Raw genomic sequence first — 25,493 nt, 5'->3', positions numbered from 1 at the left:
GAGGGCTGAAGCCCAACAACATACCTCATCTTTCTGAGAAGCGCTATAGATGAACATTTTACCAATAAATTCACGGTACATTTTGATTGTTGGTGGGCGGGGGCGGGTTTATGATATTATTCATTTTTACCAGAAATGGTTGGTGAACCCGCCCCTACAGTTTTTCCTAATCAGGTTGGCAGTTGGTATACTATATGAAGATTTCCCGAACACACGAATAACTTAGAAAAATGAACGACTATTCTAACGCGGCTACAACCATTCTCGACTTCCTCACATTGCTGGAAATAGAACAAAAAACCAGCAACCTATTTAATGCTACTATTTGGCAAGACCTCAATCAACTAAATTTAGCTTTACATGATATTAGCAAACCTAATAAAATTGCTTTAGCCATTTTAGACGGGTGCGAAAAATATCCAGCAATCAATCAAAAGTTGCAGGAGACGGATTGGCCAAAACTTCGCTGCGATATGTTTGATGAAGACGAACCAGAAATTCAAGCTGCACCCCCATCAAACGAAGCGGATATTATTCGCAATCGAGATAAAATCCAAAAAATAATTCAGGAGAATCAGCAGCCTCAAGACAACACTCCCGAAAATACTCCTGAAGATTAATCGCAATGTCCAACGCACCAGCTCCGATTTACTACGCCTTAAATGTTAACCTGTTTGCTTTCACCCTGCAATCAGGTTCCTACTTAGATTTGCCAGAACAAATTAACGAACCTCCCGAAAATTTCAAGCACAACTATGAAAAATTATTAAAACATAATTTTAGTTCTAAGCTAAATTTCCCTAATTCATTTCCTGAGTTGCGTCAAGATTTTCCCAAGTCAGAAAACTACGACTTACTAAATAGCCAAAAACCAGGAACCAGACAATATTTTTTGCTTTCGGGCCCAGAGAAAAACCAACATCCAACTCAGCCTAAACCTTTATATCGTCTAGTGGTGTATCCGCAAAAAATTAGCGATAGCTACGCTTTATTAATTAATGTGTTTCGCCCGCAATCTCCAGGTTTTGATGGCGTCAACTCCAGCAAAATTGGCGAATTCAACCCCAACAAATGCTTAACTCTTGCCAAAAACCCACTTTTTATCGGAGAAACCTTACTCATCACCGCTTATTTGTCTGAGTCCAAACCAAGCAATGCTGAAGCCTTAAGAATTCATGCCGAAACCTTGCTGCATCAACTACTTGGTTTTTGTCCTGACTTTTATCAAGCCGATACATTTTTAGATAGTTACATTTTAGAATTTAGCCGACCCAAAACATCGCGAACTCGGTATCTGGTGCTGTTCTATTTTGCCGATGCGACTTCCGAACAACTGAAAAAAATATATTTTGACTTACCCGAACTATTCTTATACTATCATAAAATCACCAAGGCGTTCCAAGAGAGTCGAAACTTCGCCGACGAACTCAACAGATTAATCATCGAAGAAATTGAAAGTAAATCAACATTGCCCGAATCTTTAGATTTGGCTATCTTAAAAAACAGACTCAAAGATATCTTAAAAACTGTTCCTCAATATACTTTAAAAATCCGCAATCTAGAAGATAGTTTGAATACCCTGAACATTCATACCAGAAATTACCAACTCACCCTGAAGCGCCTGCAAGCTCAAGCAAACGATCCTCTGGATTTATTTAATCGGTTTGCGGAACGAGAAAGCCAAACCTTTCAATTGCAAATTCAAGCCGACCTCAACTACTCTAAACCGGGCGCTCAATTACTCGATCAGATTATTGCCAGTATACGCGGTTTAGTCGAAATCGATCAAGCCGAGAGCGATCGCGCTTCAGCCCAAACCGAAAAAGAGAACGATCGTAAATTAGAGAATACCATTCAATCCGTCGGTACCGGTATCGGCGTAGGCATCGGCTTTGCTGGAATTCTCGCCAGCAGCTACCCTTTGGTGGTAGACAAACCTTTGCACTTACCATCTCCCCAATATCCCCTGCTGCATCCCTTCGTGATTTCCGTTACAGTTAGCTGCATATTGGGTGGAGGTTTGGGATGGTTAGCTTGGTGGTGCACTCGCAAACTGCTAACAGCATCATCCCATCCTACCCAAATACAGGACTCCGTGCCGAGAAGTTTGGGTACTTCTCAAAATCCAGAGGTGGCAATTTCCGAGGAAACCGATCCCCGGCAAAACCGCAGTTAAGATTTCCAAAAGGATCTCGATATCTTCCTTCTCAATATAGCACTATTTAATTATTTAAACGAACCGCGAAGACGCGAAGAGCGCGAAGGGAAGAAAGAAAGAGAGAGAGATTTTCCCGATCTTCTTCTCTCTCTTCCTTCGCGTCCTTCGCGCCTTCGCGGTTTATTAAAACTTACTCCAATCCCTGCAAAACCGCAGTTAAGATTTCCAAAATGATCTCGATATGTTCCTTCTCAATAATCAACGGAGGCGACAAAGCAATAATATCACCAGTTGTCCGCACCAGCAACCCTTTTTCAAAGCACTGCAAGAAACAATCAAAAGCCCGTTTCCCCGGCTTCCCAGGAATAGATTCCAACTCAATCCCCGCCACAAGTCCCAGATTTCGCACATCAATGACGTGGCGCACGCCTTTTAAAGAATGAACCGCATTTTCCCAATAATCAGCCAACTTATCAGCCCGTTCAAACAGCCGTTCTTCCTCATAAATATCCAGCGTCGCCAAAGCCGCCGCACAGGCTAAGGGATGCCCAGAATAAGTATAACCGTGAAAAAGCTCGATCGCATTTTCAGGAGCATTCATAAAAGCATCGTAAATTCCCTCTTTCACAAACACCGCCCCCATCGGCACCGTACCGTTAGTTATCCCCTTCGCCGCCGCCACCATATCGGGAACCACCCCAAAATATTCAGTTGCAAAACTCGCACCCAGCCGCCCGAATCCGGTAATTACCTCATCAAAAATCAGCAGAATTCCGTACTTGTCACAAATCTCGCGCAGGCGCTGCAAATAACCTTGGGGCGGAATCAAAACCCCCGTAGAACCAGCAACAGGTTCGACAATTACCGCCGCAATATTAGACGCATCGTGCAAAGCTACAATCCGTTCCAATTCATCCGCCAAATGCGCGCCCCATTCCGGTTGTTTCCGGCTGAAAGCATTGTGTTCTAAATTGTGAGTATGAGGCAAATGATCGACTCCCGTCAGCAAACTGCCAAAAAACTTGCGGTTTGTACCGATACCGCCGACAGAAATTCCCCCAAAACCAACGCCGTGATAGCCGCGTTCCCTACCGATCAATCTTTGGCGAGTTCCTTCACCTTTGGCCCGGTGATAAGCAATCGCAATTTTGAGAGCAGTTTCGACTGATTCCGAACCAGAATTAGTAAAGAAAACGCGATCGAAATTACCCGGCATCATCTTCACCAAACGTTCCGCCAATTCAAACGCGCCTGGGTGTCCCATCTGAAAAGGTGGAGCATAATCTAGAGTCGATACTTGCTTGTGAATTGCCTCGACAATTTTCGGGCGGCAGTGGCCTGCATTCACGCACCAAAGCCCTGCAATTCCATCTAGAATTGAGCGGTTATCATCGGTTGTAAAGTGCATATCTTTTGCCGAAACCAAGAGGCGCGGATTGGCTTTAAACTGTCGGTTTGCAGTGAAAGGCATCCAATAAGCGTCGAGATTTGTCATGTTTTTTTAGCTTTTATCTTGATACTTTTGTCTCTAACTATAACTTGTTACCGATTGCCACTGTAGCGACACTTATTATAATTTTACAAATATCTCTTTTAAACAAACCGCGAAGACGCAAAGAGCGCGAAGGAAGATAAGAAAGAGCTTTTTATCATTTTCCCGTCCGGTCTTTTCCTGAAAAGATCTACCTATCTTCTTCTTTCTATTCCTTCTCTTCCTTCGTGCCTTCGCGGTTCGTTAAATAGATATTCTTTGCTAATTCTCGATCGCACCCACCGACTCATGCTGCAACAAACCCGTCAGCATCTTCACAGGCCGCCCGTCGTAGGGCCACGCGAAAGCATGGCGGAAAGCCGCATCTTGACAGGCTTGTAACTGCCGAAAATCAATGATATCCAGAGTTAACAAATTCTCGTACTCAAAAGGCAGCCGCACGTTGTGCAATCCCGCGTTGTCGGTGCAAATGGCAATATCGACACCAGCTTCAAAACATCGATCGAACACCACCTTCAATTCTCCCATATCCTGCAACGTCCCCGTTTTGAGATAGGTAGTCGGGCAAACCTCCAAGCATTGACCGCTGCGCGCCACTTCTGGCAGCAGTTCGGGATATTTTAGCGGAATTTGAATCCCGTGACCGATACGCATCAGATAGGGCAGAAGTTCAGGGTAACAGCCAGAGGTAGTTTCGTAGAGATGGCCGGTAGTTTTGACGCCGATCGACCTTGCGTACTGGTACAATCCGACAAACTCATCCAAACGATCGCCAATAGCAGCATCACCGCCCGCCAGATCGATCGCACAAACATACTCTCCCATTTCCGCCGCCAAATCAACGATCGCTCGATTCACCTCATAGGGTAAACGCGAGTGCATACACAAAATTTGGCTAGTAACGATCGGACAATCGCTAATTTGACTGGCCTTACCCACAACCTGTACAATTTCTGCCATCAAATCAATGCGTTTTGACTGTTCCAAATGCTCAGGAGTCCGCAAATAAGGCGTATAGCGCAACTCCAAATAAGCCAGATTTTCAAACACGTAAGCGCCCCGCATCAACCGATAGATGAAATAAGGCAAAGTCTCAACAGTTTGAACGCTTTCTACCAGCGTGTGCAGTTCCAAATACTCGTCGAGAGTATTGCGGGGACGAGTGTAAAACTCCTCAAAAGCGGAATATTGTTGAAAGCGATCGACCATTTGAGCATTATGGCGATCGAAATACCGCCACAAAATCCGAGGAACCACAGAACCACCTAGATGTCGGTGCAACTCAGCGTGTAAAGTCATGCGATTTTAGATTTTAGATTTTGGATTAAAGAATTGAAGAATTGGGAATAAATTACTCGACAATCAACAAGATTGCATTCATCTGCGTTCATCTCCGTTCATCTGCGGTTTCCCTCTCTCATCAAACATTTATGTAATCTCATCTAATGACTTGGATCTTCCCTACAGTTGTATCTATTTAGAGAACTGATATCATCTTAATTCCTCCAAGCAGGTAAGCGGTTCCACATTTAAGCTGAATATTTGCAATGGACTATTCCCATCTCCCATTCTCCCTCTCTCCCATTCTTTACCCGATCGCGACTTGTCAGCCAGCGTAGCCGAAGGAAGCCGAAGAAGCCATCTCCCATTCTCCCCATCTCCCCGGAGCGAGCTGGGAGTGCGTTTTTCAGAGCAATACAGCCTCTAGTCTCTCAATTGTAACAAAAATATATTTGACATCCGGGACGCATTCGTACATAATCAGAGTTTGTGTCAACCTGAACTGAACGCGAGAAACCCTTGGCTAACGTAGTTGTGATCGGCGCCCAGTGGGGCGATGAAGGAAAAGGCAAAATTACCGATTTGCTCAGCAAATCCGCAGATATCGTTGTCCGCTACCAAGGGGGCGTCAACGCCGGTCACACGGTGGTAGTCAACGGTCAGACTTTCAAGCTGCACTTAATTCCGTCCGGGATTCTCTACCCTGAAACAGAGTGTATCATCGGCTGTGGCACGGTCATCGACCCTAAAGTTTTAATTGCAGAATTAGATCAGTTAGAAAAACTGAATATTTCGACGGCCTCGCTGATGATTTCCCAGACTGCTCACGTCACGATGCCCTATCACCGATTAATCGATGTAGCATCGGAAGAGCAGCGGGGAAATTATAAAATCGGCACGACGGGACGCGGCATTGGCCCTACTTACGCTGACAAATCCGAACGCACAGGGATTCGGATGCTCGATTTAATGGACTTGGAAGGTTTGCAAGAACAACTGGAATGGACGATCGAGCATAAAAACGTCATTCTGGAAAAACTCTACAATTTACCACCTCTAAATCCCCAAGAGGTCATTGATGAATATCGAGTTTATGCGGAACGTTTGCGGCCGCACGTAGTAGACAGTTCCCTAAAGATTTATGAGGCACTTCACAAGCGGAAAAATATTCTGTTTGAAGGCGCCCAAGGCACTTTATTAGACTTAGATCACGGCACGTATCCTTACGTGACTTCCAGCAATCCCATCGCTGGCGGCGCTTGTGTAGGAACCGGAGTTGGCCCCACAGCGATCGATCGGGTAATTGGCGTCGCCAAAGCCTATACAACCCGCGTCGGAGAAGGCCCGTTCCCTACGGAAATGGTCGATGGAATTGGCGCAGTTTTGGGCGAGAGAGGTGCAGAATTCGGCACCACAACCGGCCGCAAACGCCGCTGTGGCTGGTTCGATGCAGTCATCGGCCGCTACGCAGTCCGCATCAACGGCCTTGACTGTCTGGCTATTACCAAACTAGATGTTCTGGATGAATTAGAAGAAATCAAAGTTTGCGTTGCTTACGAAATTGACGGCGAACGCTGCATTGATTTCCCGAAAAGTTCGCGGATATTTGCTCGCTGTAAACCGATTTATGAAACGCTTCCCGGTTGGAAACAGTCCACGGAAGAGTGCCGCAATTTGGAAGATTTGCCCTCGCAAGCTTTGGATTATCTAAAGTTTTTGGCAGATTTGATGGAAGTGCCGATCGCCATTGTATCTCTCGGAGCCAGCCGCGATCAAACTATTATTGTCGAAGACCCGATTCACGGGCCCAAGCGCGCTTTACTGTCTCCTGACGGCCATCCCTTGGCTAAAGCATTTTAGATTGGAGATTTGGGATTTGAGATTCGGAAAGACCGATCGGATAGGACGATATTGAGAGAATTATAGGTATCAATTGTCTGAAAATTATGCCTGCCGATCCCCCCTAACCCCCCTTAAGAAGGGGGGAACCGGAATACTCAAAGTCAACCCCTACTCCCCTTAAGAAGGGGGATGCGAGGGCGATCGAGGCTACGCTATAAACGAGAGATACAAACGTTTTTAGACAATTGTTGACACGCCTTGGCAAAGAATAGCCCAATGCGAATGACTAATGACTAATGACTAATGACTAGCCTTCGACTTCGCTCAGTCTAAAATGACTAATGACCTGTTTGCCCAATGCCCAATGCCCAATGCCCAATGACTTTAATTAAGTTCGATCGCTGTAGCACAAATTTGATAAAATGTGAAAACAATCAACAGAAAGTCACAAAATGGAACTCGCAGTAGAATGTCAAAAGCGGGCAGAAGGCAGCAAACCTAACGCCCTCCGCCGCTCCGGATTGATTCCCGCCGTCCTCTACGGGCACAAAGGATCTGAATCCATTTCCCTTACCGTCAAAGCCAAAACAGTTGAAACCCTGCTCAAAAAACACGCAGTCAACAACACCCTAATTGACCTCAGCATTCCCGAACTCTCTTGGAGCGGAAAAACATTGCTCCGAGAAGTTCAAGTTCATCCTTGGAAAGGCTTTCCTTACCACCTGAGCTTTTTCTCCGTAGCAACTCAAGACAGCCTGGAAGTTGAATTGTCGCTGCATTTTGTCGGCGAATCTGTCGGCGTCAAGTTAGAAGGTGGTATGTTGGAAACTGTGCTGGTGCAAATCGCAGTTAAGTGCAAACCTGATAGCATTCCTGATGCAATTGAAGTAGATATTTCTAATTTGAAGGTAGGCGATGCGCTGCACATTCACGAATTAGTTTTACCTGCGGGAGTAGTAGCTCTCGGCGAACCAAGTCAGGTGGTTGTTACCGTGGTAGGAACTAAAGCCGATGCTGAAGAAGATGCAGATGCAGCACCAGCAGCTTGATTAGTAATTACGAATAGTTGTTAACTAATTATTAAACAAAAAGGCGATCGCTTTTTCGGAAAAGGGCGATCGTTTTTTGCAAAAAAGCTGTTAGAGTTTTTGTGCGATCGCACTTTCTCTACTCAGCCTTGAATCTGCTGTCTTACCCATTGACGAAAATCAATCTCTGCGGCAACTTCATCAATGAAAGCCGCTTCTAGAAACCGGAATAAATCAGTTTTTTCAACGTTCGGAAAAGTCGGAGATCGATCGCACTCGACATAGGCCCCATCGACTAATTGCAGAATCCGCCATACCCGCCCGTTAAACCGCCAAAACTCAGGCACTCCCATACTCGCATAAAGTGTATTTTTATTCAGCTCCGTATTGGTAATATCTACTTCTACCACTAAATCCGGGGCAGGATCGACATTCAAATTAACCTGGCGATCGGCAACTAAGGCATAATTCTGGATCTAGTACCCATTGTCGGGTTCGGCGCTCTTGAGTAGGTCTTCGCGATCGAGCGTAGTCGATCCCATCGTCTTAATTTTCATCCCCATCTCAACCACAAGGACTTTAATCAAGCGTTCAATCAAGCGAGCAGAGCGTTCGTGTCCTTCGAGGGATCTGGTGATTTCTAACACTCCGTTATCGTAGGTAAAACGGGCGCGGGTACGATCCCCCAGCAAACTTTGAATTTGCTTGAAGGCCCGCCAATCGAGATCGCCAAAGGTGAGGCGCTTTTCTCCAACAAGTTGAGGTGGTGGCTCTAACAACATCAAAATTACCGCAATTTTAGGGAAAGTTGACAGAACATTTACTGTTAATTAGTATAATAGATTTCTTCAATAAGTCTTGTGGTGCAGGCATCCTGCCTGCGATCGATCGATTTTGGTGTCAGAGGAACTATTGCTATTGGAGCATCGTCTGCGGCACTAAGTTGTCACGCATTTAATTTGTACGCTAATTTTTATTAATTTTTTGCGGCCAGTTGCTCCGATGCCACCGCAAAGGTACAAAATATAATCCAGTACAGCTTATAAGAGTGCAAGCAGCAGAATGCCTGGGAAAAAACCGAGGCGCGGAGGCTGAAGGCTTTTTTGCCGGAGTTGCCCGATCGCGATCGAATTCTGCTATTGTTGAACCTTTCCATCACATTCTCGACAGCTTGGGTAAGACGGCAATTGTTGGTGTCAAACCGCTGTATAATTGTGAAACATTTTGAATCCTATAATTTACTTGCTACTTGTGGAGCCGCCGCCCCTATGCCATCAACAGTCAATACAGAATCAACAGCGGTTCAATTTAACCAACAGGGAGAAACGTACTTATCCCAAGGAAAATTAGAAGAAGCGATCGCCTCCTGCGAGCAAGCTTTGAAGATTAACCCCAAATTTGCGCCGGCTTACAAGACTTTGGGTAACGCGCTACAAGCTCAAGGCAGGATGGAAGAGGCGCGGCACTGGTACGCTAAAGCTATTGAAATAGAGCCGAATTTTGCGGAAGTATACGCGAATTTAGGCAGCATTGGCGCGCAGCAGGAAAAATGGTCGGAGGCGATCGAGTTTTACCAAAAGGCGATCGCAATTAAGCCGAATTTCGCCGGAGTTTACCGCAATTTAGCCAAAGTATTCGGACAAATTGGCAAACCGGCAGAAGCTCAGGAATGCTGGTATCGCGCATTCTCTTTGGAACCAGAAAAAGCATCGCCGGCAGAACACTTAGGTATGGGTGATGCTTTTTTTCGGCAAGAAAAGTTCCCGGAGGCGATCGGCTGTTACGATCGCGCGATAAAATTAAATCCTAATCTGCCTCAAGCTTACCAAAACCTGGGCGAAGCGCTGAAAAAAGAAGGCAAATTACAGGAAGCGACAGTATATTATCGTAAAGCTATTGAACTGAACGCAGTTAATGCTAGAAACGGCAGCGAGGGAGAGCAAACTTTGGCGGGTGCAACTGCGACAAACGGTGCAGCAGTTAAACAGCAGCAACCCGCAGCAACCCCAGTCAAGCCCCTAGTTAAGCCACCAGTACAGCAGGGAGTTAATTCTACAATTAATATAGAAGATCCAGAAGCATACAAAATACTCGCAGAAGGTTATTTTGCTCAGGGAAAATTGGAACAGGCAATTTCTGCTTGTAAGAAAGCTCTGCAAATTAAGCCGGAAGCGCCACTTTACAAAATGCTCGGCAACGCCCTGCAAGCTAGTGGAAAAATAGATGAAGCTAAAAGTTGCTATGTCAAGGCAATCGAAATTAACCCGAATTTTGCCGAAGCCTACGCTAATTATGGCAGCATTTGTGTGCAGCAGGAACAGTGGCAACAAGCGGTTTCGGCTTACGAAAAGGCGATCGCCATTAAGCCAGATTTCGCCGGTGCTTTCCGCAATTTTGCCAAGCTGTTGACGCAGTTAGGGAAGTCGGAGGAGGCGGCCGAGTGTTGGTATCGAGCTTTGGCGATCGACCCGAAGTCGGGTACTGCTGAGGAACACGAGAATTTAGCCAGAACTTTGATCGAGCAAGGTAAGGTTGAGCAAGGAATTGACTGTTACCGACGCGCAGTTGAGATGAACCCAAATGCTGGCGCAGCTTATCACGAATTGGGCGAACTTCTGAAGGGTCAAGAACAGTGGGAAGCGGCGGTAGATGCTTACAGCAAGGCAATTAGAACTAATCCCGAACTTTCTTGGTCGCACAACAATTTAGCTGAGTCGCTGGTGAAGTTGGAACGCTGGGAAGAAGCTATAAATGCTTACCGTTCGGCGATAGAATTAAATCCGGATTTTAGCTGGTCTCACAACAATTTAGCCGATGTGCTGCTGAAGTTGGAACGGTGGGAAGAATCTGTAGAAGCTTACACTAAAGCAACAGAATTAAATCCAGATTTTAGTTGGTCGCACAACTATTTAGCAGACGCGCTAATTAAGCTGGGAAGGTGGGAAGAGGCGATTTCTGCTTACCAAAGGTCGATCGAACTTAACCCCGATCATTTCTGGGCGCACAACAATTTAGCAGAAGCGCTGGTGAATTTGGAACGCTGGGATGAGGCGGTTGTGGCGTACCGGCGCGCTAACGAACTGAATCCGAGTTTCTTCTGGTCCCACAGCAAATTGGGCGACGCGCTGCTAGAAATGGAAAGGTGGGATGAGGCGATCGATGTTTACCAACGCGCGGCCGAGTTAAATCGCGATTTTCCGTGGACTTATTACAACATGGGGACGGCTTTTGAGAAGCTGGAACGGTGGGATGAGTCGATCGCTGCTTACCGCTGTGCTGTCGAAATTCAGCCGGATTTACCGTGGATTTCGCAAAAGTTGGCTGATGCTTTGAGGATGCGATCGCAGTGGGATTTGAAAGATGCGATGCGTTTGTACCAGCGCGCGATTGAGGAAAATCGCGATGACTTGCAGTTGTATCACAAGGCGCTGGAGATTGCGCCGAATGATGCAGACCTTTATGTAGGTTTGGCTGATGCTTTGGTGCGGCAGGGTTGGGTTGATGGGGCGATCGTCTTTTATCAAATGGCGTTGCAGGTTCGGCCTGATGACCAGGCTATTTCTGGGCTGTTAGAAGAGGTCTTAAAAAAAAAAGGCATAACTAAAGCCCGAAAGAGCGATCGCGCTGTTAACGGAGATTCGGGAAGTGCGTTCGAAGATACCCCAGGAGTAGCTGCGGAGTACCACGAATTAGGAGAGTCTCTGCAACAAGAAGGTAAATTTACCGAGGCTATTTCCGCCTACCGCAAAGCAATTGCAATTAATCCCAATTACTTTGGAACTCACCATAATTTAGGCGATGTCCTGAAATGGATGGGTAAAATTGATGAGTCCATTAAAAGCTATCAGAAATCCACACAAGTGAATCCAACTTTTGTTTGGTCGCACCACAACTTAGCAGATTTATTTCAACAAGAAGGTAGGCTAGATGAAGCTGTTGCGGCCTATCGGAAAGCGATCGAGATCGATCCTGAATTTGGCTGGTCTTACCACAATTTAGCAAAAACTTTAGCTAAACAAGACAAGCTTTCCGAAGCTCTGGAAGCTTATCAAACTGCTAGCAAACTCGAGCCAAAACTTTTTGGTTTGGATTATCAAAATTTGCGAGATGCGCTTTTCCTCGGTCAAGACCCAGCTTACACCAAGTGGCGCGCTAAGCACAGCCCCAGAGAATCTGATTTGCGGAAAATGGCGGAAACACTAGAAATCTTTAGCTACAAGCCGCTAATTAGCATTGTCATGCCCGCGTACAACACGCCAGAGAATTATCTCAGGGAAGCTCTAGACTCGGTTCTCAATCAAATATATCCCTACTGGGAACTTTGCATTGCTGATGACTTATCCACGACGCCCCATGTCAAGCGGATTTTGCAAGAGTATGCAGCTAAAGATAGTCGCATAAAAGTAGTTTATCGCAGCAAAAACGGTCACATTTCTCACTGTTCAAATTCGGCTTTGGAGTTAGCGACGGGTGAATTTGTGTCTTTGCTAGACCACGACGATACGCTGACACCAGAGGCTTTGTATGAAGTTGTACTGCTGCTTAACCGCCACCCGGAAGCGGACATGATTTATTCAGATGAAGACAAGATTTATCAGGATAAGGAACTAATAAATCCTTTCTTCAAGGCAGAATGGAGCCCGGATTCATTTTTATCTCGGATGTATACTTGCCATTTGGGCACTTACAGGCGATCGCTAATCAGTGAAATCGGCGGTTTTAGAGCTGGTTTTGAGGGAGCTCAAGATTACGATATGGTTCTGAGGTTTACAGAAAAAACTGACAAAATATTTCACATCCCTAAAATTCTTTACCACTGGAGAATGCACGCGGGTTCTGCTGCTGGCGGTGTAGATGCTAAACCCTATGCTTACGAAGCATCTCAAAAAGCTTTGCAAGAGGCGATCGAACGCAGGGGCGAACCGGGTAAAATTGAAGGCGTCCCCTACTTTTTGGGACACTTTATTGCACGCTATAAAATAGCGGATTACAAGCGAGTCAGCATCATTATTCCGACGCGGGATTTAGGCGATGTCTTGGACAATTGCTTGGAGTCTATCTTTACTAAGAGCCTGTACCCCAACTACGAAGTTATCGTCATCGACAACGGCAGTCAAGAGAAACACACGGCGGAAATTCTGGCTAAATGGACGGCTCAGGAATCCGCGAGGTTTAAAAGTTACCGGCTCGATATTCCATTCAATTTCTCGAAGATTAATAACTACGCTGCTAGCAAAGCGGAGGGAGATTACTTGCTGTTTTTGAATAACGATACAGAGGTAATTACTCCCGATTGGATTGACGGGATGGTGGAACAAGCTCAGAGAAGCTCGATCGGCGCTGTGGGCAATTTGTTGATATACTCAGATAACAAGATCCAACACGCGGGAGTGGTGATGGGACTCGGTGGTGGAGTTGCCGGTCACAGCTTCTACCATATGCCGCGATCGATACCGGGGTATTTCGGGAATGTGGTAGGCATGAACAATGTTTCAGCGGTAACTGCTGCGTGTTTAATGTGTCGTCGCGAAGTATTTGAGAGTATTGGGGGATTTGACGAAGAGCTAACAGTGGCGTACAATGATGTCGATCTGTGTTTGAAAATGCTAGAAAAAGGATATCGAAATATTTACCTGCCTCATGTAGTTCTCTACCACCACGAATCTAAAAGTCGCGGTTACGAGGATTCGCCAGAAAAAAAAGAGCGGCTGAAAAAGGAATCGAAGCTGATCGAAAGCAGGTGGCAAAAGTATATTGACAATGACCCTTACTACAGCCCTCATTTAACTAGAGCGTGTCAAGACAGCGGTATTAGATTGGAGGACGAGAATTGGCGGGGGAATCATTAGGAAAATCCCTATTAAGTTTAGGGTATCAACTTAAGCTTAAACCCTTCTGTATCTCTAGTGTGTCTCCAAGTCTAGAGCCCCCTAAATCCCCCTTAAAAAGGGGGACTTTGAACAATATTCGCCCTTTTGTAGGGGCGGTGTCCCCGTGCCCGCCCTGGGTGCTGGGGGGACTGTAGGGGCGGGTTCACCAATAACTGTAAATGGTACAAACAGGTTAAATAAACCCGCCCCCACCCCGTGCGAGAGCTCAGATCTTGCACCAATGTCAAAAACCTGTGACGGGTTCACCAATAGCTTTAAAGGGTACAGACAGGTTAATAAACCCGCCCCGCCCCTTCGATCAACCCTGCTAGACTAAACTAGAAAACTGAAATTAACGGTACAAAAATATGAATAACTCATTACAAGTGCACGAAGAAACTGCTTCTAGTTATTTCAACCGAGGCAACCTATTTAAACAGTCTGGTAAATTAGAGGAAGCTGCCGTCGCCTACCAGCGCTGTACTGAACTCAACCCGGATTTTTCCTGGTATCACCACAATTTGGGTGAAGTTTTGGCAAAATTGGGGCAGCGGGATGGGGCGGAGAAAAGTTACCGCAGGGCCTGCGAACTTAACCCAAATTCGGCTTGGACTTGGCACAATTTAGGGGAGGTTTTGGAACAGCAGGGCAATCTTGATGAGGCCGTGGCGGCGTATCGGAAAGCTGTGGAAATATATCCAGATTTTTATGAATTTTATAATAGTTTGGGTAAGGGTTTGTGGTTGCAAGGTCAATTGAATGAATCTGTAAGTTGTTTGCGAAAAGCGATCGAACTTGACTCGGAATCGGCTTTGCCTTACCAAAATTTGTGGGAGGCTTTGGCAAGGCAAGGACGGGTTGATGAAGGGATTGATTGTTTGCGAAGGGCGATCGAACTCAATCCGGGCGAGGGAGATTTGTACCTGAAGTTGGCAGAGGCTTTGCAAGGTAAGAATGAATTAGCCGAAGCCGTGGGTTATTACCGAAAGGCGCTTCAGTTAAAACCAGATTTCCATTGGCTTTACTATAAATTGGGTACGGCTTTATCGGCACAGGGTCAATGGGAGGAGGCGATCGCATCTTACCGGAAGGCGGTTGAGTTGGAACCGGGTTCGGCGATAGCCTACCACTATTTGGGGCATACTTTGTCGATCGTGCAGCGCTGGGAGGAGGCGATCGTCTATTATCGCAAAACTATTAAGCTTGCCCCCAGTGCAGCCGTGGTATACTATCACTTAGGCGATGCCTTAGCAAGATTGCAAAGGTGGCATGAATCTGTAATAGAATACTACAATGCCGTTGAGCTTGAACCCAACTCTTTAGAATTCCAAGATCATTTAGGGTTTGCTCTAGCTCAAATTCATCGGTGGGATGAAGCGATCGCAGCTTACCACAAAGCTCTTAAAATCGCTCCTGACTCAGATGTGGTACTTAAGCATTTAGGGGATGCTTTGCAGCAGCGATCGCGCGTTCAACCTATTATCGAACAAGCTGAATCGGATTTAGATGAGGCACTGAGTTATTATGGTCAAGCTATTGAGCTAAATCCCAATAATGTGCTGGCAGATCGCCAAAAAATGCTAGAAATGAAGTCAGACGATCCAGGGCTGCACTTACAGTTAGGGAAAGCTTTGACGAAACAAAATCAGTTCGATCGGGCGATCGCTTCTTGCCGCCGCGCGATCGAGATGAACCCGGATGCTTGGGAAGCTCATCACTGCTTAGGCGAGGCTCTAGCTTCACAGAATCAGTGGCCGATCGCGATCGCCGCCTACCGCAGGGCAACTCAAATCAAACCAGAATTCTTTAAGTCCTATCATGGTATGGGGGAAGCTTTTATGGCACTAGGCAATCTTGATGAGGCGATCGCAGCTTACCGCCAAGCGATAAAATTTAACCCAGACTTTTATCCAGCTCATAACAACTTAGGAGATGCTCTGGCTAAGCAAGGTAAAGTTGATGAGGCAAGTGTTGCCTACCGCAAAGCTATTGAGCTAGAAGCAAGCACCTCCTCCGTTTGACAGCAATTTAGCAGCTCTTGCCATACAGGCATCTAAATTTAAATAGACAGAAAGACCTTTTTTGAGAAATAAAAAAAATCGCTGTTTTTAGCAAGGAAGTCTTATCAATGACGATCGCAAACTTAACTGCTCAAGAAATTCAAGCTCGGATATTTCAGTATGCTTCGCTGAAAAAAGAGGTACAAGTCAAGAACTCTCGTTCAAAATCAACTTGTATAAATGTACGATTATCAGAATTCACAGAAGGAATTAAAGTATCAGTTCAAGAAAATAGTAGCAGTCAAATATTTTTAAATTCGATCGACGACGAAGGGTTTATTGAGTATGAAACCAATTCATTAGATGCAGCCCTGGGAGAAATACAAGGTATTGCTGCTATCAATATTGATGCTAAAGGAGCGGCACCAAAAATTTTAAAAGGGATGCAAAAGCTGATCGCAAATAACCCGCAAGTTACTATTTACATGGTATTTAATAGCGATCAGATCCAAGCTCAAGGAGTCAATCCCAAAAAAATTGCATATCAATTGTTGACAATGGGATTTTCTGTTGCCAAATATGATAATAACTCTCAACTAAAAGCGGTTTCTGAATCTGAGTTGCTCGGCAACAGTTCCGTAAATTTAATTTTAAAAAAAATTATTTTCGGCGCATTTGTAGAACCTAAAGCAGAAGAAAATCCCCTCTGGATGCAAATCATCCCCGCAGAATTGAAAATAGAGAGGGCAGAAACCAAGCCAAGATCGAATTTGAATTACTATCATCCTGAAATACCTAATCCCCAAAAACAAGGTGGTGTGCCTCATGGCCCAGAATCACAAGAAAAAGTATTTCAGCGTCTGATCCAGCTAGGCATTGACGTAGAAGATTACAAAATCGATGTAGATGACTACCGCAAATACTTTCAAGCTGCGCGATACGCAGAGGATTTCCCTGACTACTATTCTTTTAATCTGCCAGAAAAAGCTCTCGAACACTACATAGCAGCAAAACTCCTTCAATTAAACAACAAAGACATTTACATCGATATTGCCAGTCAACACAGCCCAACACCAACAATATACAGTCGTCTTTTTGGAGTGAATCCGTATCTGCAAGACCTTGATTACCCTCAGGGACTCCACGGAAATATGATAGGAGGCGATGCGGCAAATATGGCCGTGCCAGATGGATTTGCTAGCAAGATGGCTTTACACTGCTCTTTTGAACATTTTGAAAACAGTTCAGACATGGGCTTTATTCGAGAAGTGTCTCGCGTACTTAGACCAGGAGGTGCTATATGTATTCTACCTCTGTATATGTTTGATGAATATGCGATTCAGACTGACCCGGCGGTTTCAATACCACAAGAAGTTAAATTTGACGATGATGCTACAGTCTACTGTGCCTATGGATGGGGGAACCGTCACGGTCGATTCTACGATCCAGAACATCTTTTGAGCCGAGTCTGCAACAACTTAAACGGCATGAAACTCAAAGTTTACAAAATAGTAAATGCTAAACAGGTAGATCAGTCATGTTATGTACAATTTGCAGGATTAATCCAAAAGCCCATTCAGGACAAGACTTTGCTCAGTGAAGAGAAATATGCTCACGCTCTAAGAGCGTCAGGTATCACAGTTTGAGACAAGGTACTGAAACTGTTCTATTGTGTTGAAAATGAGAGTCATGAAATTATGAATTACCAATCAAATCTAGTAGGCGAATTAGACGATACAGTTTTTTTGCAAGAAACTGCTAATCAGAGTCATGAAGCTTTTGTGCAAGCTCTTTATCGCAAATATTTGCTGAGAGATGTTGACGTACAAGGCTACCATCACTTTTTTAGTCTACTTACCAATAATAAGGGGACGCGCGAGCAAGCGATTGCCAGTATCCGGGAATCATCCGAGTTTAAATCGCATCAATTAAAACTCAAAGTCAAAGGATTTGATTACTCTAGATATCCCCGACGTTTAAATCTCGGCTGCGGTTGGGACATCAAACCGGGTTATGTGAATGTAGACCTTCATGATTTTGGCAAGCCAGATTTAGTAGCAGATATCCGATATTTAGATCTCCTTCCATCAGGTTACTATGAAGAAATCATTGCTCAGGACTGTTTAGAACATATGCCCCGGTGCGATACAGAACCAGTCATCAAAGGATGGGCTCGTTTGTTGAAAATAGGAGGAATATTAAGAATAAGGACTACTAGTCTAATGGATTTGTTCGATCTTTTTAAGTCGCAACAATATCAATCGATCGAAGGTCAAAAACAGTTAGTTCATTTTTTATTCGGGTCGCAGGCTTGTGAGGGAGATTGGCATCTTACGGGATTTACCAAAATTTTAATAACTCACTATCTTGAAGAAGCTGGTTTAGGGAACATTGAATATCAAGTGTTACATGGTTGGCTAATGGATGTCAGTGCAGAAAAATTAAAAAGTATCGCCTAAAAATTAAAGGAATTAAAGGAAGACCAAATGTTTAAAATTGAGTTGGAATACCCTACAAGTAGCAGTAACAAACCGCGCTATACGAAAACCCAGCCTAATAAATATATTAGTAAAGCGCTGGAATCGAATCATGAAATGTATCGGAATGTGTTGCAGACTTTTCCTAAGTATTTTGAATACTTGGCAAATATAGATGTAGAAGGCAATGAAGATGCAAGGGAACCTCAGTATATTAATCCATACTTGCCAGCATTTGATAGCATTTCTCTCTACTGTTTGATTGCTGAACTAAAACCAAATCTATACATAGAAGTAGGTTCAGGCAATTCGACTAAGTTTGCGAGAAGAGCAATTAGCGACCATCGCTTAGATACTCAGATAATATCGATCGATCCTTACCCTAGAGCTGAAATTGATAATATATGCGATCGGGTGATTCGTCAGCCATTAGAGGAAGTCGATCTCAGTATCTTTGAGAATCTTCAGAAAAATGATATTGTCTTCATTGATAATTCTCATAGATGTTTTATGAATTCAGATGTCACTATTTGTTTTCTTGACATCATGCCGCGTCTGAATCCGGGCGTATATCTGCAAATTCATGACATTTTCTGGCCATTGGACTACCCAGAATCATGGCAAGAAAGATATTATAACGAGCAATACTTATTAGGGGCTTTGTTGGCTAATGGTTTAACTAATTACGAAATAGTATTGCCAGTTCATTATGCCAGTTTCCATCCAGAACTATCCAGCATTCTATCTCCCTTATGGTCGGCAGATGCAAAATTCGATCGTGTCTATAAGCATGGCGGTAGTTTTTGGATGCAGAAAAAGCAAGATATTGTATCGAAAGATGAAGCAGATCAAAGCGTTGATTTGTCGGAAAATCAGAATCAAAGGAGAGTAAACGAACATTCAATACCTCAAAATGAACTTGACGACGCTGAATTTTTGCAAGCAACTTCCCACCTAAATAATGAAGCTTTTGTGAAAGCAGCTTACCGCGCCTATTTGCAGCGCGAAGTTGATAAGCATGGGTATAATCATTTCTTTAAAATACTGAGCGATGATAGCTCGCAGCGATCGCAAATTCCCGCTACTATTCGCCAGTCCCAGGAATTTCAATCCTTCGGTCGAGCTATGGAATGGAAATTGAAGTTAAAAGGATTTGACTATTCTAAATACCCCAAGCGCTTAAATCTTGGTTGTGGCTCTGACATCAGACCAGACTATTTGAATGTAGACCTTCACAACTTTTTTAAGCCAGATTTAGTAGCAGATATCCGATACTTAGAAGCTCTGCCAGCAGATTACTATGAAGAGATAGTAGCTCAAGATTGTCTCGAACATATGCCTCGCTGCGATACCGAACCAGTTTTAAAAGGATGGTCTCGGTTGTTGAAGCCGGGAGGGATATTAAAAATAAGAACTACAAGTCTTGTAGACTTAGTAGGGCTATTAAACTTAGAACAATATCAATCAGTGGAAGGTAACCAACAGATAATTTACTGCTTGTTTGCTCCGCAATCATGTGAAGGAGATTGGCATTTTACAGCTTTTACCCAACCTCTATTAACTTATTATTTGGAGCAAGCAGGGCTGGGGAAAATTAAATTTCAACTAATACATGAGTGGTTGTTTGATGTAACAGCCGAAAAACTAGATAATTAAGAGTAGAAAAACATGGAAATTTCCAATTATCCAATACTGTTTGAATGAAGATCTTTCTTCTTTTTCGCTAACAGGTTGGATCGAAAGTCACAGATGTATTTTAATTATTCAGGAAGTAGTAATGAAAATTGCCATAGTTTCTCCTAGTGGTATACCATTTCGGATTGGTGGTGCAGAAAATGTTTGGTGGGGACTACTCCATTACATCAATCAACATACTTCACACCACGCAGATTTAATTAAGCTGCCAAGTCCAGAAATCGATTTCTGGGATTTAATGGATAATTATTGGCGATTTTCGCAACTAGATTTAAGCCACTTTGATGCAGTCATCTCCTGCAAATACCCTGCTTGGATGGTACAACATCCAAATCATGTGTGCTATATGTTTCACACATCTCGTGGCTTGTATGACCTCTATCCTCCTAGCTATCCAGAAACATACATTACTGATGTTCCAGAAATTTTGGCATTGCAAAATTTCATGCGTCACAATCAACGCTCTAGGGCTGCACTCAGTGAATTTTCTCAAAAAATAGATCGGCTCCGTTCTCAGGTAAATTATCTGCCATCCGATGCTTTTCAATATCCCGGACCACTAACCCGTGAGATTGTTCACTTTTTAGATGGTATCGGTATGGCTCCTAGTGCTATTAGAAAGTACGCATCACTATCATATAATGTTATAAAGCGCAAAGACTATTTCCCGGCAGGTAGCCCTATTGAAGTTGTTTATCCACCTCCGATCCAAACAGGTTTTCGGACTGGTAAAAGTGATTACTTATTTACAGCTAGTAGGCTGGAGTATGGTAGCAAGCGAATAGCTCACTTGATAGAAGCAATGAAATATGTCAAGGCGAATATTCAATTTAAAATTGCTGGAACAGGTGCAGAACTTGAAGGTCTAAAACAAATTGCAGGTGACGATCGCAGAATCACGTTTCTCGGTTTTGTAAACGATCGCGATTTAGTTGAACTCTATGCTGATTCTCTAGCTGTTCTTTACATTCCCTATGACGAAGATTATGGATTGATTACCGTAGAGGCCATGATGAGCGGTAAGCCAGTAATTACAGCTACCGATTCAGGGGGACCCAATGAGTTTGTCCGTAATGGAGAAACTGGATATTCGGTTCCACCAGACCCCCAGGCGATCGCAGAACGCATTGATTATCTCTGCGAACATCCAGATCAAGCACAAAAGATGGGACTTGCAGCTCAGCATTTAGTTAAGGAAATTACTTGGGAAAGTACAGTTGCCAAATTGCTTGGTGAAACTGTGAAATCCTCTTTAACTGCAACCATCCCCCTAAACCATAAAACAAAAACTTTCAAATCAATAGCAAAACGCCAAAAACTCACTGTAGTTCCACCATTTCCAATTTTTCCACCTAGATATGGTGGACAGTTTCGCGTATTTCACTTTTATCGGCATTTAGCTACAAAATTCGACATTGAAGTGGTGACGCTGACTGATGCCTACGATCAACCATTTAGGGGCGAAATTTCTCCTGGAATGTGGGAAACTAGGATTCCCAGGTCAGTTCAACATCAAGAAGCAGAAGCATCAATCCAACGTGATTTAGAAACACCGTTTGGCATTGGTGATGTGGTAATGCCAAAACTTTACTCTCTAACACCTGATTATCTACAGGCTTTAAGAGAGGCCTCAGAGAGTTCAGATTTTGTAATTGCTTCCCATCCCTATCTTTTCCCAGCTATTCTAAAAGTTACCAATAAGCCTATTTGGTATGAAGCTCACAATATCGAAGTAGAATTAAAGAAAGCCATTCTTCCTGATAACTTTGGCGGTCGCGAATTATTGGAATTAACTCGCAGAATTGAGAAAGAATGTTGCCAAGTTAGTAGCTTGATTATGGCTTGTTCTGATAATGAAGCTCTAGTCATGAGTGAAATATATGATGTGGACATAAATAAGTTCGTTCGTGTTCCTAACGGTGGAGATTTAGATACAGTAAGTTATATTCCGTTGTATCAGCGAACCTTGAAAAAAGAGAAATTGGGTTTGTCGGGAAATTTTCTGGTAGTGTTCGCAGGTAGCGGGCATCCTCCAAATGTAGATGCAGTGCGCTGTATTTTTGATATGGCTAGGAAGCTTCCCGATGTTAAATTTTTGACTGTGGGAAGTGTAGGTTTAGGTGCTGAACCTCATCTGGCTCCACCCAATGTAAGTGCGATGGGATTTATAGATGACGAGACTAAAAATGCGGTTTTTGGCATCGCTGATGTTGCTCTAAATCCGATGATGTCTGGAGGAGGCACTAATCTGAAAATGCTCGACTATTTAGCCGCAGGCATTCCCGTAATCTCTACTCCTACTGGGGTGAGAGGTTTGGGGCTGGAACACCAAAAGCACTGTATTGTTGCAGAAATTGAGCAGTTTGCTGAGGCGATCGCGCGTCTCAGAGATGAAAGCAGTTCAACTAAGGCTATGCGTGTAGAAAATGCTAGGGAATATGTCGAACAAAAGTTTGATTGGGCGGTAATTGCGAAGACATTTATTAGTCAAATTGAAGCCATGCAAATCCTGTGATTAGCTTAAGGCAGCTAGCTAGTATTCAATGATGCCAGCGGACATGATATCACACTCGCAAGCCTCGATCTTGTTGGATTATGGCTTGCAAGTTATCTATCTGTATCTCATATCAAATCCGGTAGCATCGGAATTAATATTACTCACAGCCAGGACACTCCAAGAGCCCAAGGAGTGTCAACAACCAGCTCAAACGTAGTCACAGACTGCTGTTTGAGCATTAAAGCCCGATCCCCCTAGCCCCCCGAATCGTTGCGGGGGGACAAGAATCTGCTCAAAGTCCCCGCAACGATTCGGGGGATGCGAGGGGGATCTGGACTCAGGTAAAAACGAGATTTATCAAGGCTGTCAGTCCACCCAGTCCTTCCGTCTGCCCGTCAGTCCGCTCTTAGAATCAATTCCCTGTCTAATAGCTAAAGTCCTCTCAAAGAGGACTAATGAGTTCTTCAGTCCTCTCAAAGAGGACTTTAGCTTTGAGGCAGGGGTTTCAACCCCTGCCGGACTGCGGGTTTGACCTGTTTGTTGACACTAATGGGCACGTGCAGTCTCCTCTATATCATAAGGAGTGCAACCAGAATTGATATCAGCTTTTTTCAATTGAGACTGTACTTGTTCTAATTCCTTTTGCACTTGCTGGGATGTGTTTTTCCAGGCTTGAGCTTGGCATTCCAGCCAATCTCTTTCTCGCCTCAAACTATCTTTTTCTTGCTGTAAATCATCTTTCATCCTCATCCTCATAGCAATAATATGCTCCAACCGACTTCTAATTTTTTTTCCCAGTGCTTGTGGACTTAACAAAGACTGAATTTCACGAGATCCTCTCGCTCCCACTAATTTTGCTTGCTGATAATTGTGAAATACATAGTGCATCAGAGCGGCTGCGTGTTCAATATCCGGTTCAGCCCAAATATTGCCTGTTTTATAAGGCCCAATATCTTCAGTAATTGGCACTAAATCGTATTTAACCAAAAAACTATTACCTACATTCATGAATTCTGTATTAGATGAGTAAGCAGTAGCGATCGCAGGTTTGCCAAAGTACATGGCTTCAGCCATTGTTAAACCAAAACCTTCAGCCCGGTGCAGCGATACATAACAGTCACAGTTGTAAATTAAAGCATTCACCTCTTTTTTCATCAAATGTCCATCTATCAAGTGAACAGATTGACATTGGGCTGCTAACGCCTTAAATTCGTCTCGCTGGCGAGGATAATGGTGTGAATTGGAAAACTTAATTACCAAAAGAATATCTGGATTAGACTTGCCAAAAGCCTGAATAAATGCCTCAACAATCGCCGCTGGATTTTTGCGTTCAAATGTGCTAAGAGCATCGAACATAAACATAAAAATAAATTTATCTTTTGGCAATCCCAAAGCTTCTCTGCCCAGCGATACGCGGGGTAGAGAAAGGCTCGGCATTATCTTGATAACTGGAATTGGGGATACGGCTGATATAGCTTCTACTGCATGATTGCTAAAAGTCCATATCTCATCAAAGCCATCAAAACCAAATTGTAACTCCGGCGGAAATGTCGGCAGTTCCCATGCCCAAAAGCCTATGTTGTAGCGTCCTTCAAAATATTGAGAACCCCAAAGTTCAATAAATTGAGATATACCGTCAGGGTTGAAATTTATCAAATTGATAGGATAGGGGTTATCCTTAGCAAAGCGCTGCTCTTGATAGCTTGTATCTAAGTTGCGGTGCCACTCCACTTGAAAATTATTAATGGCAAAAGGAATCCTAGCAGCTTCGATCGATCTGATATTGGCTCGGACTCCTTCCCCAATGCCAAACTCTCCATTGACAAAACCTGCAATATTAATACCCAAAGAAGAGTTTAGTGTTTTCTCGTTCATAAGTGAATCTTGTCACATTCATAATTGGTCAGGCGATCGGCGGGCTGTGTTAACAGAAAAATACTGTTCCGATCGATCACTTCATACTCGGATTCTGAGGTTGATGCTGCTGCTGAATCTGAGCTAGTTTCAGCTCTCTTTGAAGTTGCTGTGCTGTCTCCCTCAAAGCCTGATACTTTAATTCCAGCCACTCTTTTTCTGCCCGAAACTGCTCAGTCTCAGAGCGCGATCGCTCCAATTCTGTCTGAGTCTGGTTCAGCAGAGCTTGTACAGGCTCTAACAGCATCAATTTGTCTCGCATTAAGTCCAATAGCTCGTGGGATTCCTCTAACTCTTCCTGAGTCTGGTGCAATTGAACTGCAAGGGTTGAGACGAGCAGAATTAAGTCATTAGAATCTCTGACTTCCACCTGAGTCTGGTGTTCGACACTATGGGTGGGTTCCAATCCTATTTGGAGTTGCTGCATTGCATTTGTCTGTATAACCATAGCTTGGTAAAAATTTTAACTTTTTCCGTTAACCAACAACATTGGCTTAACTGCCATTACTTGACGCATCAATTGTTTCCACTCTTGTGAGTTCGTCAGGGAATAGGTATCGAGTTGATCTCCCTTTTCTGAGGAGAACTTGCCAAAACTTTCTAGCCAGTTATTAACTGTTTCTGTTCGGGACAAAGGCGTACATTTCAAAGATTCCTGCAAGCACTCTCGCATCTTCGTCAGATTGCCACAGTAATAAGCATACCAAGCTTCCCCAATAAAGAGCGTGTACTGCATCTGGCTTGGTTCATTTGTCCGATCGACTAGATTTTGCTGAAATCGCGAGCGCTCTACTTCCTCTTGAGTCTGATGCAGTTGTACTTGAGACTGCTCCCATCTCTGTTCAGTCTGATGCAGTTGCGCTTGAGATTGCTCCAATTCCTCTTGAGTCTGATGCAGTTGCACTTGAGACTGCTCCAATTCCTCTTGAATCTGATGCAATTGCGCTTGAGATTGCTCCCATCTCTGTTCAGTCCGATCCAGTTGCGCTTGAGATCGCTCTACTTCCTCTTGAGTGTGATGTAACTGAGATTGAGATTGCTCCAATTCCTGTTGAGTCTGATGTAACTGAGATTGGGACTGCTTGAAGTCTCGTGCAGTTTTGTGCAACACCGATTTGGTTTGAGTCAACTCTGTCTGAGTTTGGTGCAACTGAGACTGCGATTGAGTCAACTCTGTCTGAGTTTGGTGCAACTGAGACTGCGATTGAGTCAACTCTGTCTGAGTTTGGTGCAACTGAG

At 44.1% G+C, this 25,493-nt stretch carries 17 protein-coding genes and 1 pseudogene; 11 read left to right on the top strand and 7 right to left on the bottom strand.

Annotated features, from left to right (window positions below; genetic code table 11):
• The first annotated feature begins 230 nt into the window (after window positions 1-230).
• Together QUB64_RS04720 and QUB64_RS04715 are read left to right on the top strand one after the other, a co-directional pair.
• A complete protein-coding gene (locus QUB64_RS04720) occupies window positions 231-620 on the top strand; it encodes a hypothetical protein (RefSeq protein ID WP_333270328.1) in 390 nt (129 codons plus the stop codon).
• Window positions 621-625: 5 nt separating this feature from the next.
• Complete coding sequence (locus tag QUB64_RS04715; RefSeq protein ID WP_333270325.1) at window positions 626-2,176, top strand: hypothetical protein; 1,551 nt, start codon at window positions 626-628, stop codon at window positions 2,174-2,176.
• A 172-nt stretch (window positions 2,177-2,348) separates the two neighbouring features.
• Here QUB64_RS04715 and QUB64_RS04710 read toward each other — a convergent pair whose 3' ends face one another.
• Window positions 2,349-3,653 (bottom strand): aspartate aminotransferase family protein, encoded by a 1,305-nt coding sequence (locus QUB64_RS04710; RefSeq protein ID WP_333270324.1) that lies wholly within the window; start codon window positions 3,651-3,653, stop codon window positions 2,349-2,351.
• A gap of 258 nt (window positions 3,654-3,911) precedes the next feature.
• The gene (locus QUB64_RS04705; protein WP_333270322.1) at window positions 3,912-4,949 is read right to left on the bottom strand and encodes an adenosine deaminase; all 1,038 of its coding nucleotides are present in this window, start codon (window positions 4,947-4,949) and stop codon (window positions 3,912-3,914) included.
• 501 nt (window positions 4,950-5,450) lie between these two features.
• Here QUB64_RS04705 and QUB64_RS04700 point away from each other — a divergent pair.
• Together QUB64_RS04700 and QUB64_RS04695 are read left to right on the top strand one after the other, a co-directional pair.
• Window positions 5,451-6,791: an adenylosuccinate synthase gene (locus QUB64_RS04700; RefSeq protein WP_333270321.1), complete on the top strand. Its 1,341-nt coding sequence runs from the start codon at window positions 5,451-5,453 to the stop codon at window positions 6,789-6,791.
• A gap of 434 nt (window positions 6,792-7,225) precedes the next feature.
• Window positions 7,226-7,822 (top strand): 50S ribosomal protein L25/general stress protein Ctc, encoded by a 597-nt coding sequence (locus tag QUB64_RS04695; protein WP_333270319.1) that lies wholly within the window; start codon window positions 7,226-7,228, stop codon window positions 7,820-7,822.
• Window positions 7,823-7,944: 122 nt separating this feature from the next.
• Here QUB64_RS04695 and QUB64_RS04690 read toward each other — a convergent pair whose 3' ends face one another.
• Together QUB64_RS04690 and QUB64_RS04685 are read right to left on the bottom strand one after the other, a co-directional pair.
• Window positions 7,945-8,238: a Uma2 family endonuclease gene (locus QUB64_RS04690; protein ID WP_333270317.1), complete on the bottom strand. Its 294-nt coding sequence runs from the start codon at window positions 8,236-8,238 to the stop codon at window positions 7,945-7,947.
• Window positions 8,239-8,277: 39 nt separating this feature from the next.
• Window positions 8,278-8,583: a hypothetical protein gene (locus QUB64_RS04685; protein ID WP_333270314.1), complete on the bottom strand. Its 306-nt coding sequence runs from the start codon at window positions 8,581-8,583 to the stop codon at window positions 8,278-8,280.
• Between the two features lie 266 nt (window positions 8,584-8,849).
• On the opposite strand from QUB64_RS04685, the gene QUB64_RS04680 reads away from it, so the two are divergent.
• The 7 genes from QUB64_RS04680 (at window position 8,850) to QUB64_RS04650 (ending at window position 22,358) form a co-directional block, all read left to right on the top strand.
• Window positions 8,850-9,029, top strand: a complete 180-nt coding sequence (locus QUB64_RS04680; protein ID WP_333270311.1) for a hypothetical protein — start codon at window positions 8,850-8,852, stop codon at window positions 9,027-9,029.
• Window positions 9,030-9,069: 40 nt separating this feature from the next.
• Window positions 9,070-13,650 carry a tetratricopeptide repeat protein gene (locus tag QUB64_RS04675; protein ID WP_333270307.1) on the top strand — a complete coding sequence of 1,527 codons (4,581 nt, stop codon included), beginning with the start codon at window positions 9,070-9,072 and terminating at the stop codon, window positions 13,648-13,650.
• Window positions 13,651-14,039: 389 nt separating this feature from the next.
• Window positions 14,040-15,692, top strand: coding sequence for a tetratricopeptide repeat protein (locus QUB64_RS04670; protein ID WP_333270303.1), 1,653 nt, complete (start codon window positions 14,040-14,042; stop codon window positions 15,690-15,692).
• A gap of 107 nt (window positions 15,693-15,799) precedes the next feature.
• Window positions 15,800-17,317 (top strand): methyltransferase domain-containing protein, encoded by a 1,518-nt coding sequence (locus QUB64_RS04665; protein WP_333270300.1) that lies wholly within the window; start codon window positions 15,800-15,802, stop codon window positions 17,315-17,317.
• A gap of 51 nt (window positions 17,318-17,368) precedes the next feature.
• Entirely contained in the window at window positions 17,369-18,130 is a 762-nt protein-coding gene (locus QUB64_RS04660) for a DUF4214 domain-containing protein (RefSeq protein ID WP_333270297.1), read from the top strand.
• 27 nt (window positions 18,131-18,157) lie between these two features.
• A complete protein-coding gene (locus tag QUB64_RS04655) occupies window positions 18,158-19,804 on the top strand; it encodes a class I SAM-dependent methyltransferase (protein WP_333270295.1) in 1,647 nt (548 codons plus the stop codon).
• 40 nt (window positions 19,805-19,844) lie between these two features.
• Window positions 19,845-22,358: a glycosyltransferase family 4 protein gene (locus QUB64_RS04650; protein ID WP_333270293.1), complete on the top strand. Its 2,514-nt coding sequence runs from the start codon at window positions 19,845-19,847 to the stop codon at window positions 22,356-22,358.
• A 528-nt stretch (window positions 22,359-22,886) separates the two neighbouring features.
• Here the strand turns inward: QUB64_RS04650 and QUB64_RS04645 are convergent.
• The 3 genes and pseudogenes from QUB64_RS04645 to QUB64_RS04635 all read right to left on the bottom strand — a co-directional run.
• A complete protein-coding gene (locus tag QUB64_RS04645) occupies window positions 22,887-24,215 on the bottom strand; it encodes a glycosyltransferase (RefSeq protein ID WP_333270291.1) in 1,329 nt (442 codons plus the stop codon).
• 76 nt (window positions 24,216-24,291) lie between these two features.
• Window positions 24,292-24,681, bottom strand: a complete 390-nt coding sequence (locus QUB64_RS04640; RefSeq protein WP_333325277.1) for a hypothetical protein — start codon at window positions 24,679-24,681, stop codon at window positions 24,292-24,294.
• Between the two features lie 36 nt (window positions 24,682-24,717).
• A pseudogene (locus QUB64_RS04635) lies at window positions 24,718-25,493 on the bottom strand (chromosome partitioning protein ParA); the annotation flags it as partial.

Source organism: Microcoleus sp. Aus8_D2 (assembly GCF_036702665.1).
In the GTDB taxonomy this organism is placed as follows: Bacteria; Cyanobacteriota; Cyanobacteriia; order Cyanobacteriales; family Microcoleaceae; genus Microcoleus.
The sequence above is the reverse complement of the archived record's forward strand: the minus strand, read 5'-3'. Positions and strand labels throughout refer to the sequence as shown.